This is a genomic window from Raineyella antarctica, assembly GCF_900092135.1.
Classification (GTDB): domain Bacteria; phylum Actinomycetota; class Actinomycetes; order Propionibacteriales; family Propionibacteriaceae; genus Raineyella; species Raineyella antarctica.
The window spans coordinates 72,346-86,153 of record NZ_FMYF01000007.1 but is presented as its reverse complement, the minus strand read 5'-3'; the positions used below and the strand labels follow the sequence as shown (position 1 = coordinate 86,153).

At 71.4% G+C, this 13,808-nt stretch carries 13 protein-coding genes; 4 read left to right on the top strand and 9 right to left on the bottom strand.

Annotated elements, in window-relative coordinates:
* Positions 1 to 61 precede the first annotated feature (61 nt).
* Positions 62 to 949 carry an EamA family transporter gene (locus tag GA0111570_RS11675; protein ID WP_092611212.1) on the bottom strand — a complete coding sequence of 296 codons (888 nt, stop codon included), beginning with the start codon at positions 947 to 949 and terminating at the stop codon, positions 62 to 64.
* A gap of 138 nt (positions 950 to 1,087) precedes the next feature.
* On the opposite strand from GA0111570_RS11675, the gene GA0111570_RS11670 reads away from it, so the two are divergent.
* Positions 1,088 to 2,686 carry a cation:proton antiporter family protein gene (locus tag GA0111570_RS11670; RefSeq protein ID WP_092611209.1) on the top strand — a complete coding sequence of 533 codons (1,599 nt, stop codon included), beginning with the start codon at positions 1,088 to 1,090 and terminating at the stop codon, positions 2,684 to 2,686.
* A gap of 8 nt (positions 2,687 to 2,694) precedes the next feature.
* On the opposite strand, the gene GA0111570_RS11665 is transcribed toward GA0111570_RS11670, so the two are convergent.
* Together GA0111570_RS11665 and GA0111570_RS11660 are read right to left on the bottom strand one after the other, a co-directional pair.
* Positions 2,695 to 3,294 (bottom strand): LOG family protein, encoded by a 600-nt coding sequence (locus GA0111570_RS11665; protein ID WP_092611206.1) that lies wholly within the window; start codon positions 3,292 to 3,294, stop codon positions 2,695 to 2,697.
* A 14-nt stretch (positions 3,295 to 3,308) separates the two neighbouring features.
* Positions 3,309 to 5,552, bottom strand: coding sequence for an MMPL family transporter (locus GA0111570_RS11660; protein ID WP_092611203.1), 2,244 nt, complete (start codon positions 5,550 to 5,552; stop codon positions 3,309 to 3,311).
* Between the two features lie 90 nt (positions 5,553 to 5,642).
* Between GA0111570_RS11660 and GA0111570_RS11655 the strand changes: the two genes are divergently transcribed.
* On the top strand, positions 5,643 to 6,212 hold the full coding sequence (locus tag GA0111570_RS11655; RefSeq protein ID WP_092611200.1) for a MarR family winged helix-turn-helix transcriptional regulator: 570 nt from the start codon (positions 5,643 to 5,645) through the stop codon (positions 6,210 to 6,212).
* 30 nt (positions 6,213 to 6,242) lie between these two features.
* Here the strand turns inward: GA0111570_RS11655 and GA0111570_RS11650 are convergent, their stop codons facing one another.
* Positions 6,243 to 6,845, bottom strand: coding sequence for a LysE/ArgO family amino acid transporter (locus GA0111570_RS11650; RefSeq protein WP_245703169.1), 603 nt, complete (start codon positions 6,843 to 6,845; stop codon positions 6,243 to 6,245).
* Between the two features lie 127 nt (positions 6,846 to 6,972).
* On the opposite strand from GA0111570_RS11650, the gene GA0111570_RS11645 reads away from it, so the two are divergent.
* Entirely contained in the window at positions 6,973 to 7,860 is an 888-nt protein-coding gene (locus GA0111570_RS11645) for a LysR family transcriptional regulator ArgP (protein ID WP_092611197.1), read from the top strand.
* Between the two features lie 3 nt (positions 7,861 to 7,863).
* Here GA0111570_RS11645 and GA0111570_RS11640 read toward each other — a convergent pair whose 3' ends face one another.
* The 3 genes from GA0111570_RS11640 to GA0111570_RS11630 all read right to left on the bottom strand — a co-directional run bounded on the left by GA0111570_RS11640 (position 7,864) and on the right by GA0111570_RS11630 (position 10,785).
* The gene (locus GA0111570_RS11640; protein WP_092611194.1) at positions 7,864 to 8,715 is read right to left on the bottom strand and encodes an NAD-dependent protein deacetylase; all 852 of its coding nucleotides are present in this window, start codon (positions 8,713 to 8,715) and stop codon (positions 7,864 to 7,866) included.
* Positions 8,716 to 8,791: 76 nt separating this feature from the next.
* Complete coding sequence (locus tag GA0111570_RS11635) at positions 8,792 to 9,607, bottom strand: DUF1684 domain-containing protein (protein WP_092611191.1); 816 nt, start codon at positions 9,605 to 9,607, stop codon at positions 8,792 to 8,794.
* Between the two features lie 128 nt (positions 9,608 to 9,735).
* Positions 9,736 to 10,785 carry a threonine aldolase family protein gene (locus GA0111570_RS11630; protein WP_092611188.1) on the bottom strand — a complete coding sequence of 350 codons (1,050 nt, stop codon included), beginning with the start codon at positions 10,783 to 10,785 and terminating at the stop codon, positions 9,736 to 9,738.
* Between the two features lie 152 nt (positions 10,786 to 10,937).
* Between GA0111570_RS11630 and GA0111570_RS11625 the strand changes: the two genes are divergently transcribed.
* On the top strand, positions 10,938 to 12,365 hold the full coding sequence (locus tag GA0111570_RS11625) for an HNH endonuclease signature motif containing protein (RefSeq protein WP_175557464.1): 1,428 nt from the start codon (positions 10,938 to 10,940) through the stop codon (positions 12,363 to 12,365).
* 185 nt (positions 12,366 to 12,550) lie between these two features.
* Here the strand turns inward: GA0111570_RS11625 and GA0111570_RS11620 are convergent, their stop codons facing one another.
* On the bottom strand, positions 12,551 to 13,057 hold the full coding sequence (locus tag GA0111570_RS11620; protein WP_092611182.1) for a GNAT family N-acetyltransferase: 507 nt from the start codon (positions 13,055 to 13,057) through the stop codon (positions 12,551 to 12,553).
* 157 nt (positions 13,058 to 13,214) lie between these two features.
* Positions 13,215 to 13,733, bottom strand: coding sequence for a GNAT family N-acetyltransferase (locus GA0111570_RS11615; protein WP_175557463.1), 519 nt, complete (start codon positions 13,731 to 13,733; stop codon positions 13,215 to 13,217).
* Positions 13,734 to 13,808: the final 75 nt, after the last annotated feature.

Here is a 13,808-nt window from a genome sequence, read left to right as displayed (position 1 = left end):
CTACGACTCGTCGTCGCCAACTATAGGGGTTGTCGCCCGGCGGGATCGTCAGGTCCGGTCGTCAGGTCCCGGTCGTCTCCTCGGCGCCGCGACGGGTGGCGGTGGCGCGGATCACCACGCTGGCCGCCACGACCAGGGCCATGCCGGCGGTCTGGGCAGGGCTGAGCGCCTGGCCGAGGACAAGCAGGCCGGCCAGCGCGGCGACCGCCGGCTCCAGGGACAGCAGGACGCCGAACACGTTCGGGGTGAGCCAGCGCAGCGCGATGTTCTCCAGCGAGTAGGGGATGACCGAGGAGAGCAGGGCGATCCCCGTGCCCCGGGCCAGCGCAGGCCAGGCCAGGATCGTCGAGGATGCGGTCAGCAGTCCGGCCGGCGCGACCAGGACGGCGGCGACCAGCATCGCCCAGGCCACCCCGTCGATCCCCCCGAACCGCTGGCCGGTCCGTCCGGAGGTGATGATGTAGCTGGCCCAGGCCGCACCGGCCAGCAGGGCCAGGCCCATCCCGAGCAGGTCCAGTTCCCCCCACGGCACGCTCAGCGCCCCGGAGATGAGGACCACCCCGACCAGGGCGAGCAGTACCGCCGCACCGTCCCGCAGGCTGCGCGAGGTGATGGCGGCCAGCGCCAGCGGGCCCAGGAACTCCAGGGTGACCGCCACCCCGATCGGGAGTCGTGCGATCGCTGCGTAGAACGCCGAGTTCATCACCGCCAGCGTGAAACCGAACTGGGCGACGACCCACCAGTCGCCCCGCGGGTGGCCGCGCCACGAGGGGCGTACGACCAGGAGCATCACCACCGCGGCCAGGGCCAGCCGGAGCAGCACCGAGCCCATCACGCCGGCCACCGGGATCAGCGTGGCGGCGAGGGCGCCGCCGAACTGCACGGAGACCACCGAGACCAGCACGAGGGAGGGGGCCCAGATCTTCGTCTCGTTCCCCTGCGGTGCCATGGTCCCGATCCTGTCACGCCCCGTGGCGGACTCCCGCTCCGTAAGATGTTGTCGGTAGGCGGCAGGCCGCCGCGCTGGTGCGCGAGCAGGCCGGGACGCGGGCGCGCGTCGACCGCCGGGGCGGAAGGGGGTGCTGCGATGGAGACGTCGATCATCTACGTGGCGGTCACCTTCCTGCTGGGCACGCTCGCCACCCTGGTCCGGCTGCCGCCGTTGGTCGGCTTCCTCGCCGCCGGCTTCGTGGTCACCGCCGCCGGCGTGGAGAAGATGCCGGGCCTGGACATCGTGGCCGAGTGGGGCGTGGCGATGCTGATGTTCACCATCGGCCTCAAGCTCGACTTCCGGGCGCTGCTGCGAAAGGAGGCCTGGGGCACCTCGCTGCCCCACATGGTGTTCAGCACCCTGATCGGGGCAGGCTTCCTCGGCCTGCTGTCCCTGGCCGGGTCGCGGATGCTTGCCGGGGCCGGCGCGGGGACCCTGGTGCTGCTCGGCTTCGCGCTGTCGTTCTCCAGTACGGTCTTCGCCGCGAAGGTGCTGGAGGAGCGCTCGGAGGACGGCTCGCTCTACGGCCGGACCGCGCTGGCGATCCTGGTGATCCAGGACGTGTTCGCGGTGGGGTTCCTGACCGGGGCGGCCGAACACCTGCCCGACCCCAAGGTGCTGTTGCTGGTCGGGTTGTGGCCGGTGACAGTGCTGTTCCGGCGGCTGTGGCGCAGCGTTGGTCGCGGCGAGTTGCAGGTGCTGTTCGGGGTCGCGGTCGCCCTGGTGCCCGGCTACTGGCTGTTCACCTGGGTGGGCCTGACCGGTGAGCTCGGTGCGCTGGTGATGGGCCTGCTGCTGGCCCCCTCGGTCCGGGCCGGTACGCTCGCCGCCTCGCTGTTCAGCATCAAGGAGATCCTGCTGGTCGGGTTCTTCGTCGCCATCGGCGTGGAGAGCGACCTGACCGGCCAGGCGGTGCTGATGGGACTGGTGCTGCTCCTGCTGTTGCCGGCCCAGGGCCTGCTGTACGTGCTGCTGCAGCGGATGTTCGGGCTGCGCAACCGCACGGCGGTGCTCTCCGGGGTGATCCTGACCACCTTCTCCGAGTTCGGGCTGATCGTCGCGGCGTACGCGGTCGCCCGGGGCCTGCTCGAGCAGGTGTGGCTGCCCGCGCTCTCGGTGGCGGTCGCGGGCAGTTTCGTCGTCGCGGCGGTCGTCAACCGGCGGGGCGCCGGCCTGGTCGACCGGTTCGCCGAGGCGCTCCCGGTCCAGGCCACCGGCCGGTTGATGCCGGAGGACCGCCCGGTGGCCCTTGGCGACGTGCGCGCGATCGTGCTGGGGATGGGCCGGATCGGGGCCGCCGCGTACGACCAGTTGCGCCACGTCTACGGGCTCAGCGCCGTCGGGGTGGAGAACAACCTGGAGCGCGCGGCGGTGCTGCAGGCCCGGGGGGTGCACGTGCTGGCGGCCGATGCCACCGACTCGGAGTTCTGGCAGCGGCTGCACCCGAGCCACCTGGTCGAGATCATCGTGCTGGCGATGCCGGAGCACGGGTCCAACCTGTACGCCCTCGAGCAGGTCGAGGCCAGCGAGTTCGACGGCACGGTAGCGGTGGTGGCGCGCAACGACGACGACGTGCGGGAGGTCCGCTCGCTCGGCATCGATGCCGTGCTGCACCTGTACGAGGGGGCCGGCGAGAGCCTGGCCGACCGGGCCGCGACGTACGCGGGGATCCGTCCGATCGAGGGGCAGGGCTGAGGGGTCGGTCAGGTGGCGTCGGCCGCGCCGCTGCCTGCCGGGCCGGGGTCCGGATCCTGCGCCAGGCTCTCCAGCCCGGCCAGGGCCTGGTCGAGGTCGGGGGCGACGACCAGCCGGCTGACCGCCTCGGGCCGGATGAACCCAGCCTCGGCGATGCCCCGCACCGCGCCCAGGAACGGGTCCCAGAACCCGCCGACGTTCAGGAACCCGACCGGCTCGTCGATGATCCCGAGGTAGCTCCAGCTCCACACCTCGACGATCTCCTCCAGCGTCCCGAGCCCGCCCGGGATCGCCAGGAACCCATCGGCCAGCGCGGCCATCTCGGCCTTGCGCTCGTGCATGGTCCCGACCACCCGCAGCCGGGTCAGGTCGTGGCGGCCCCACTCACGGGCGATCATCTCCTCCGGGATGACGCCGATCACCTCACCGCCGGCGTCCAGGGCGCCCTGCGAGAGGGCGCCCATCAGTCCGGACCCGCCCGCCCCGTACACCAGGCCGATGCCGCGGCGGGCGAGTTCGGCGCCCACGTCGTATGCCAGGCTGCGCAGCGCGGGGTCCTTGCCGTCGCTGGCGGCGGCGAAGACGGCGAGGCGGCGCAACGGGCTCATGGGGAGATTGTCGCCTACGCCTCCACCTGCTCGACCTCGTTCTGCTCATCCGCCGGAGCGGTCCGGTCCCACCGGTGGCTGCCGCGGGCCAGCTTCGATGGCCACCACACGGCGGGTCCGATGTCGTAGACCAGGGCCGGCACCAGGACGGATCGCACCACGAAGGTGTCCAGCAGGACGCCGAACGCGACGATGAACGCCAGCTGCACGAGGAACAGGATCGGGATCACCGACAGTGCCGCGAAGGTGGCCGCCAGCACGACGCCCGCCGAGGTGATGACGCCGCCGGTGACCACCAGGCCGCGCAGCACGCCCTCCCGGGTGCCGTGGATGACCGTCTCCTCGCGCACCCTGGTCATCAGGAAGATGTTGTAGTCGATGCCCAGTGCCACCAGGAACACGAAGCCGTAGAGGGGGACCGCGGGGTCGGCGCCCGGGAAGTCCACGACGTGGTTGAAGACCAGCGCCGAGACGCCGAGGGCCGCGGCGAAGGACAGCACGGTCGTCGCGATCAGCAGCACCGGGGCAATCACGGCACGCAGCAGGACCATCAGGATCAGCAGGATGACGGACAGGACCACCGGGATGATCAGGTTCCGGTCGTGGATGGCGTTGTCGATGGTGTCGATCGACGTGGCGGTCACGCCGCCGACCAGTTCACCACCGGGCAGGGCATGGAGCTCGTCGCGCAGGGCCCGGACCGTCGACTCGGCCTCGGCGGAGTCGGCCGCGTACGTGAGGGTCGCCTGCACCAGTACCTGCCCTTCGACCACCTTCGGAGCCGGGGCCGGGCCGGTGGCCGGCCTCCCCGGGGTGACCCCTGCGGGGGCACCGGCGGGGGCACCGAGGGCGCCGACCGTTCCGGTACGGGTGAGCGGAAGCGTGCCGGTCGGGGAGCCGGTGGCGCTGACCTGCACGGACTCGATGCCGTTGTTCGCCCAGAGCACCCGGGCGACGTCGGGGAGCCGTGCCTCGTCGGCGAGGACGTACACGGGGGAGCCGGCGCCCCCGGGGAAGTGCTCGCCGAGCACGTTCTGGCCGTCCCTCGCCTCGGAGGCGCCCAGGACCAGGTCGGACTGGGGCACCCCGTCGGCGCGCAGCTGCGTGGCGCCCGCCGCGGCGAGCGCCAGCACGATGGCGGTGCCGACCCAGAGCGCGCGCGGGCGGCGGCTGACTCCGCGGGCCAGCCGTGCCCAGACCCCGTGGGTGGGCACGACGTCGGCAGGCGTGGCCTCCGGATCGTACGTGGGACGCCGGGGCCAGAAGGATGCCCGCCCGAAGGCGTACAGCAGGGCGGGCAGGAAGGTCAGCGCCGCCAGCATCGCGAAGGCGATGCCGACCGCAGCGACCGGGCCCAGCGTGCTGTTCGACTTCAGGTCACTGAGCAGCAGGCACAGCAGACCGGCGATCACGGTCCCACCCGAGGCCAGGATCGGCTCGAACGAGCCGCGCAGCGCCACCCCGGTCGCCTCCCAGGTGCTGCGCGTGTGCCGCAGCGCCTCGCGGTAGCGGGAGACGTAGAGCAGGGAGTAGTCCGTGGCCGCACCGATCACCAGGATGAACAGGATGCCCTGGGTCTGGCCGCTGAGCAGCAGCACGCCGCCCTTCGCCAGCCACCAGACGGTGAGGAGGGCGACGCAGAGCGCGAACATGCTGGTGCCGAGCACGGCGATCGGCAGCAGCACCGAGCGGTAGACCACCAGGAGGATCAGGAAGACCGCCGAGAGGGCCACGCCGAGGAGCAGTCCGTCGATGCCGGCGAAGCCCGCGGCCAGGTCGGCGGTGAAACCGGCCGGACCGGTCACGTACGCCGTGACTCCGGGGGGCAGGCCGGTGCGCACCGCGTCACCCACCCGGCCGACCGCGGCCGGGATGTCGCTGTCCGTCCTGATCGGCACGAAGGCCTGGACGGCCCGGCCGTCCTCGGACGGGATGGCGGGCGAGATGGCCCCTGCCACTCCCTCCACGTCGGCGGTGGCGGCGATCCGGTCCCCGATCACCTTGAGGTCGTCGGCTCCCAGCGTACGATCCGCGGCCACCACGAGCACGGCGGGGATGGCCTCACTGTCGGTGAAGTCCGCCAGGCGTTGCTGGACCAGGGTGGCATCGGCGGACGCCGGGAGGTAGGCGGTGCTGTCGTTGGAGGAGACCTCGTCGACCCGGCCGAAGTACGGGCCGCCGATCGAGGCGCCGACCAGCCAGGAGAGGATCAGGACGGCGGGCAGCAGGATCCGTAGCCAGCGAGGTACGTGCGTCATTGTCGGGGTCCTTCGGGTGCGCGGAGAAAGTAGCTAGTTTGGCTAGCAATAAACTTAGCATGGGAAGTCCTGCGGGCCTAGACTCGGTGCATGCCTGCCGATTCCGCGGAGGCCGCCCCTGCCCCAGGGTCGGTCTATGACGTGGCCGCCAACGACCCGAGTGGTCGGTTGGTCGACCGCGGCGCCGTGTCCCCCGCCGATCTCACGCAGATCAGCGAACTCATGCAGGCGATGGGTGCGTTGCGCGACGTGGAGGACCGGCTCAACGAGGCCTCGCAGGCCTACATGAAGCTGGGGCGTACGGACATGCGGGCCCTGCACTTCCTGATCGTCAGCGAGAACCGTGGCCAGATCGTCACCGGCGCAGCGATCGCCGCCCACCTGCACATCACCAGCGCCTCGACGACCAAGCTCCTCGACCGCCTGGAGCGGGCCGGGCACATCACCCGCTCCCCGCACCCCTCGGACCGGCGTGCGTCGGCCATCCGGATCACCGAGCAGACCCGCCAGGTCGCGACCGACACCGTTGGTGTGTACCAGTCCCGCCGCTTTCACGCCGCTGCACGGCTCACGCCGCAGGAACGCGAGGTGGTGATCCGGTTCCTCCGGGACACGGCGCGTGAGCTCTCGGACGGGGCCGCCGGGGTCGCTGCGCACTGATCGTTGCTCCGCTCCCCCTCGGACTGGGGCTCAGGCGACTAGCACGAGCCGGGTCGCCAGCCCGAGCATCGTCACCCCCACGCCGGTGTCGATCCAGCGCCAGGTCCGGGGCCGGCCCAGCGGCCCGGCCAGGGCGCGTGCACCGAAACCCAGTACTGCGAACCAGAGCGCGCTCGCGGTCAGGGCGCCGGCGGCGAACGTCCAGCGCGCCGGTCCGTGCTGGTTGGCCAGGCTGCCGAGCAGCACGATCGTGTCCAGGTAGGCCTGCGGGTTGAGGTAGGTCGCGGCGAGGACCGCGACGACGGCCGTCCGCAGCGATCCGGCCCCGCCCGTGACGAGGGCCTTCGGCCGCAACGCCGAGCGGAAGGAGGTCACCGCGTAGCCGACCAGGTAGGCCGCGCCGACCCAGGCGAGGGTGCGCATCATCCGGGGGTGGTCGCCGACCAGCGCCCCGACACCGGCGGTCCCCGAGGCGATCATCAGCATGTCGCTGAGGGTGCAGACCAGCACCACCACGCCGATGTGGTCGCGGCGGATGCCCTGGCGCAGGACCATCGTGTTCTGCGCCCCGATCATCGCCACCAGCGAGATGCTCGCGATGAAGCCGGTCACCCAGATGCTCAGCGCGGTCACCGCGATACCTCCTCCTCAGGCGTCGGTGCGGCCGACGGTCCGCGGGATGCGAGTCCCAGGGATGACGGTAGGAGGCCGCCGAGCTTCAGGCAAACGATGAATTCTGGGGATGGATTAGAATTCCTTCATGAACTTCGAGCAGCTCCGCGCACTGCTGGCGGTGGTCGACGAGGGGACCTTCGAGGCCGCCGCGGACGAGCTGGGGGTCAGTCCGTCCGCGGTCAGCCAGCGGATCAAGGCGCTGGAGACCTCGGTCGGCAACGTGGTCGTCCGCCGGGCCGTCCCGTGCGTGCCGACGCAGGCAGGCTCGGTGCTGCTGCGGATGGCGCGCCAGGTGGCGCTGCTGGAGGCCGAGACGATGGAGGCGCTCGGCACCGGTGGGCCGGGCCAGGCGATCCTGCCGCTGGCCGTCAATGCCGACTCGCTGGCGACGTGGTTCCTGCCGGTGCTCGACGATGCGGCGGCCTGGGGCGACACGGTGGTCCGGCTCCGGGTGGAGGACGAGGCGCACACCAGCGACCTGCTGCGCAGCGGGGACGTGGTCGGCGCGGTCACCGCTGCCCCCCAGCGGGTGGCGGGCTGCAGCACCGAGAAGCTGGGCGCGATCCGCTACCAACCGGTCGCGGCGCCGCGGTTGTGCGAGCTGCACTCCTCCGCCGTGGCGGGGAAGCGGGTGGTGGACTGGGCCCGGATGCCGGTGCTGCGCTACGGCCCGAAGGACGACCTGCAGAACCGCTTCCTGCGCGAACACGGCATCGAGGTCCTGCCGCCCTCCCACCACATCCCGTCGTCGGAGGCCTACCTGGCCGCTGCGCGGGCCGGGCTCGGCTGGGGGCTGGTGCCCGAGGTGCAGATGGAGGGGATGGTGGCCGACGGGTCCCTGGAGATCCTTGGCCCGCGCGACCACCGCGACGTTCCCCTCTACTGGCAGGTGTGGAAGCTCGGCTCGCCCCGGATCGAACGCCTGACGGCGTCCGTGCGGGGCGCGGCGGAGGCGATCATCGCCCTCGGTTGAGGGTCAGCGACAGGTCAGGCTACTGATCGTCGTCGAATCGCTGTTGGTGAGGGTGTCGGCCAGGGCGGGCAGTCCCTCCTCGAGGGCGACCTCCCACTTCAGCGTCGCCAGCTCGTCGCCCCTGGTGCGGCCGCGGGTCAGGACCACGATCGGCAGGTCACGCTTGGCGGCGCGCCGGACGAACCGCAGCCCGCTCATCACCTGCAGTGAGGAGCCCAGGACCAGCAGGCCCTCGGCGCGCTCGACCAGGTCGAAGCAGTGAGCCACCCGCTCCCGGGGCACCATGTCCCCGAAGAACACCACGTCCGGGCGCAGGCGGTCGGCCGAACAGGTCCGGCACAGCGGGGCCCGGAAGGTGTCGACCTGGAGCGTGGAGAGCACGGCGTCGCCATCGGGACGGATCTGGCTGCCGACGCCGACGAAGCCGGGGTTGGCGGCGGCCATCCGCGCATCCAGGTCCTGCCGTGGGCTCACGTCGCCACAGGCCTCGCAGACCACCCGGGCCAGCGAGCCGTGCAGCTCGGTGACCGCCTCACTGCCGGCGGCCTGGTGCAGGCCGTCGACGTTCTGGGTGATCACCGGGCCGGCCACACCGAGCCGCTGCAGGGCGGTGACCGCCTGGTGGGCAGGGTTGGGGGTGGCCCGGCGCAGGTTCTGCCAGCCGACGTACGACCGCGCCCAGTAGCGCCGGCGAGCCTCCGCGGACGTACGGAACTCGTCGATCCGCATCGGCTGGATCCGGCGGGTGCCGTCGGGGTCGCGATAGTCCGGGATGCCCGAGGCGGTGCTCATCCCGGCACCGGTCAGGACGAGCCAGCGGCGGGTGGCCAGCAGGGAGGCGACGTGTTCGTGCACGCGTCGAGGGTACGTCAGGGGCGTACGGGGCTCCGTACGCCAGGTGTGCGGCAGGGGGTGTGCGTCATTCCCCGCGTCATTCCCCGCGTCGGTCCCCGTTCGTCGGGCGCTGCTCGCCGGCGGTCACCGGGAAGGGGACCTCGTTCTCGGGGACCGGCCGAGGGCAGGTGGCGAGGCCGGGGATGAAGGCTGAGGGGAAGTTCGTCGCGCGGTTGAAGTCCAGGGTCGTGCCGCCGGCCGGGTCGACCTCGCCGAGCGGGACCGAACGCCAGTCGGCGGTGTCCATCCCGTTGGTCGGGTCGTGGAAGACCGCGAAGGCCGAGCCGGTGCCGCCACTCACCACGAGGGTCACGTCCGTGTCGCCGCGGGTGAAGGTCACCTCGCCCCAGAAGGTCATCGGCTGGCGTACGCCCGGGTAGGCGGTGTCGATCTCGCGGACGACCGTCTCGGGGTACTCGCGGAAGTGTGCCGGGACCACCCAGGAGTCGTCCCAGTCATAGCTCGGGACGCCGGTGAACGCGGCGCGGGCCGGGGCGTCGGGGTTGCGGAGCCGCACCATCGGCCGTCCTCCGCGGATGCCGGCCTCGGCGACCGTACCGTCGTGGAACAGCGTGTCGTCGGACTCGTCCTCCTGCAGCGGGATCTCGACCAGACCGCTGATCGGCGACCCGTCGCGCTGGACCCCGTCCTCCTCGGTCAGTTCGACCCGGACGTCGTCCTCATCGCCGGACCAGAGGCCGGGGAAGCCGTCGATCGCCCGGGGGGTCTCGTCGAGCCACTCCAGGGAGGTCACCGACAGCCAGCCGTACGGGTCGGCCAGCCGGCGTTCGCGGCCGACGCGCCAGCGCCGCCACTCGCCGCGGGCCCACGTCGTCCAGTCCGGTGTGCTCATGTCTCTTCCCGCGTTCCTTCCCGTTCGGGTGTTCCTGTTGCGCTCTGCGTACGTGGTCTCCGTGCCCTTGCCGCGCCGCCGGTTCCAGCCGACAGCCGGGGCATCGTCGCCGAGACCTGCCCACCACCTCACGCGAGGGCCGCGGTGATCGCGGACACGAACTCGTCGACGTCATCCGCGGTGGTGTCGAAGCTACACATCCACCGCACCTCGCCGGTCGAGGCGTTCCAGTCGTAGAAGAAATAGCGTTCGCGCAGCCGGTCGGCGACATCGGGCGGGACCACCGCGAACACGGCATTCACCGCGACGTCCTGGGTCAGGCGTACGCCCGGAAGGTCGCGTACGCCGGCGGCCAGCCGGGCAGCCATCGCGTTGGCGTGGGAGGCGGAGCGGTGCCAGAGGTCGCCCTCGTACAGGGCGATCAGCTGGGCGGAGGTGAAGCGCATCTTGCTGGGCAGCTGGCCCAGGAGCTTGCGGACGTAGAGCGGGCCGCGGACGGCATCGGGGTTGAGGACGACCACCGCCTCCGCCCCGAGCAGGCCGTTCTTGGTGCCACCGAGGCTGAGGACGTCGACGCCGACCGCGGTGGTGAGGTCGCCCAGGCCGCAGCCGAGTGCGGCGGCGGCGTTGCCGAGCCGGGAGCCGTCCACGTGCAGGCTCATGCCCTTGTCGTGGGCGGCCTCCGCCAGTGCTCGCAGCTCGTCGGGGGAGTAGGCGGTGCCGACCTCGGTCGACTGCGCGACGCTCACGACGGCCGGCTGGGCGTGGTGCTCCTCGCCGAAGCCCCAGGCGTACCGGGCCACCAGTTCGGGGGTGAGCTTGCCGTCGGGCGCAGGGACGGGCAGCAGCTTCACGCCGGCAAGCTTCTCCGGGGCGCCGCACTCGTCGACGTTGATGTGCGCGGTCTCGGCGCAGACCACTGCGTCCCAGCGTTCGGTGAGCATTGCGAGGGATGCGACGTTCGCGCCCGTGCCGTTGAACACCGGGTAGGCGGTGGCCCGGTCACCGAAGTGGCCGCGGACCACTTCTTGCAGCCGGGCCGTGTACGGGTCCGCCCCGTAGCTGATCAGGTGGCCACCGTTGGCGACTGCTATTGCCTCCAGTACCTCGGGATGGACGCCGGAGATGTTGTCGGAGGCGAACCCGTGGTGGGTCGGGTCGTGGAGAGCGGCGGACATGCGGCCCACAGTAGCGGTGTGCGCGGGGGAGTCCGATGGGGGTCAGCATCGAGGATGCGGGGCTGGGGTGGGACCGGGTCGTTCTCCCGCCGTACGGACAATCGTTCGGGTGTCCTAAAAAATTGTCTGAGGTCGTGTCTAGCGTGGTGGGCATGGATGACGTGGGGGATGTGGGTGTGGGAGGGGTGCCACCGGACCCGGTGGTGCCCGGCGTGCCGGAGTCGGGTGTGCCGGAGTCGGGTGTGCCGGAGTCGGTGGTGGCTGCGGTCGCCGGGGTGGAGGCGTTCCTCGAGGCGGGGCCGGTGGTGTTGCCGGGCCGGGCGTTGTTGGCGGCTGGCCGGGCGTTGCAGGGCTTGTCGTCGATGGTTCGGGCGGCTGAGTTGGCCGTGGTCGCCGAGATCGAGGCGCGTGGGGCGTGTCTGGAGTTGGCCGGGGTGTCGACGGCGGCGTGGCTGCGCGAGTCGAACCGGTTGACGGCGCGCCAGGCTGCGGGTCAGGTCCGGTCGGCGTCCGGTCTGGCCGCGCACCCGTACGTGGCAGCGGTGCTGGCGTCGGGCGCAGGCTCGCCGGAGCAGTGTCGGGCGATCGTGGAGGGTCTGGCCGCACTGGAGGCCGGGGACGTCGATCCGATCACGGTGGGCCGGGTGGAGGAGGTGTTGGTCGGGTACGTGGACCGCCATGATCCCGACGAATTGCGCCGCCTCGCGCAGCGGGTGCTGGAGGTCGTTGCCCCGGAGGTGGCCGAGGAGGCGCTGCGGCGGGGGTTGGAGCGGGAGGAGGAGTTGGCGCGGCGCCGGCGGCGGATGGAGTGGGCCCGGGACGGGCAGGGCTCGGTGTTCTTCCGGGTGAAGTTGCCGACGGTGGAGGCCGAGGAGTTGATCGGCCAGGTCGAGGCGTGGGTTGCCCGGGGCCGGCGGCTGGACGAGTCCGATGCCGACGGTGCCGATCCGGGCTTCGTGCCCCCGACGTTGGACCAGCGCCGCGCGGACGCCCTGATGCAGATCGTGCACGCGTCCATGAGCCGGTCGGCGAGCCCCGTGCATGGGGGTGACCGACCTCGGATGACTGTCGTGATCGATTGGGAAGACCTGGCCTCGCGGGTCGGGGTCGGCCAGAGCCTGGACTCGGGGCAGGGGGTCTCACCCGCGCAGGTGCGGCAGATGGCGTGTGATTGTGACGTGTTGCCGGTGGTGCTGGGCGGTGAGAGCCAGCCGTTGGATGTCGGCCGGACCCGGCGGCTGGTGGCGGGGGATCTGCGCCAGGTCGTGCATCTGCGCGATCGGGGCTGCGCGTTCCCGGGATGCGATCGCCGGCCGCGGGACTGCGAGGTGCACCACATCGTGCCGTGGGCCTGTGGTGGGGTGACGGCGTTGGAGAACTTGGTGTTGTTGTGTCGTCACCATCACGGGCTGGTCGAGCCTGATCCCCGCTCGGTGCCGGGTAGCCGGTGGGAGGTGCGGATGGCCGGTGACGGGCTGGCCGAGTTCCTGCCCCCCGAACGCGTCGGGTCGGGCCGCGCACCCCGCCGCCACAGCCGCTACATGCTGCAGACCCCAGAGGGGCAAGACGTCGCGGCCTGACGCCCTGCGCTACTGCGGAGGAGGAGATGGGCTGCGGTGCTTGAGTGATCAGCGGAGAAGGCTGGCGGAGAAGAAGGCTGGCGGAGGACGGAATCAGTCATGCCCGAGGGGGCAGTGGAAGACAGGGAAGCAGGGGACAACAGACCCGGAGCCGCGGCCGAGTGCTGCGGCCCCAGGTGCTGCCGTCAGGTGAGCTTGATCCGGTACTCGGCCTCGAGCCGGCCGGTCACCTCGTGCTTGCGGGTACGACCGGTGGCGTTCCAGCCCATGGCCTCGTACACCCAGATGGCGCGCGTGTTGTCGGCGTAGACCCACAGGATGATGTCCTTGAAGCCCTCCTCGCGGGAGGCGTCCGGCAGGGCGATGAGCAGGCGGCGCGCCCATCCCTCGCCCCAGTGCTCGGGGGCCACGCCGAGGAAGCGCAGCTCGCCGCGGTCAGGGCTGGTCGCCTCGCGCTCGGGCTCGACTGCTGCGAAGGAGACGATGCTGTCGTCGTCGTCCGCAATGGCCAGCAGGAACGAGTGCTCGGACGCGGCGAGAACGTCCTCGATCAGGGGAATGGACTTGTCGATGGTCGTGTCGCTGGCCTGCATGTCGTCGCGGTGAGCGGTTGCCTCGGCCCAGATGGTGGCGGCCTGCGTGACGAGCTTCGGGTCGCGGGTCTTGGTGGCACCCATTTCGAATTCGGTCATGGTTGCTCCTTCCTGTTGTCCTACCGTCGTCAGGTGCACGATGACCGGACTTCACGGATGCTCGTCCCCGAACAACCGGGGGTGAACACGGCCTCAGTGTAGTGGAGCGGGGTCTTTCCCCCGCAGGGGTGGACGAGGACTTCTCCCTCGATTCTCCTCAGTCGGCAAGAAGTTGGAACAGCATGTGGTCCTGCCAGCGCCCGTTGATCCGCTGGTGGCGCGGCGCACGACCGAGCCGTACGAAACCGGTGGCCAGCAGGAGGTGCTGGGCGACCATGTTGTGCGGCAGGACCGCGGCGTCGAGCCGGTGCAGGCCGAGGGTGCCGAAGGCCTCTGCGCGGGCCGCCTCCACCGCCGCGCTGGCCAGTCCCTTGTTGCCGCGATCCTGCGACACCCAGACCCGGATCTCCGCGGACTGGTGTGGTTCGCGACGGATCGTGTCCAGGGTGAGTTGGCCGACGGGCTCCTCCCCGTCGAGGACGAGGAAGGCGGCAGCCCGGCCGGCCTCCCGCTCGGCCCGCAGCCGGGCCAGTTCCCGCCGCTGGGCCGCCGGGGTGTACCAGGACTCCTCGTGCGCGGGCTCCCAGGGTTGCAGGAAGGCACGGTTGCGCCGGAGCAGCGCTGTCACGCTGTCGGCGTCGTCCGGCGTCGAGGGGCGGATCACTGGAGAGGCCATGGGCCCATCCTGCCAGTGCCCCGGAAGCATCCATTTGGTTAGCTCAAGTAATGAACTAGGCTAACTATGTCGCGC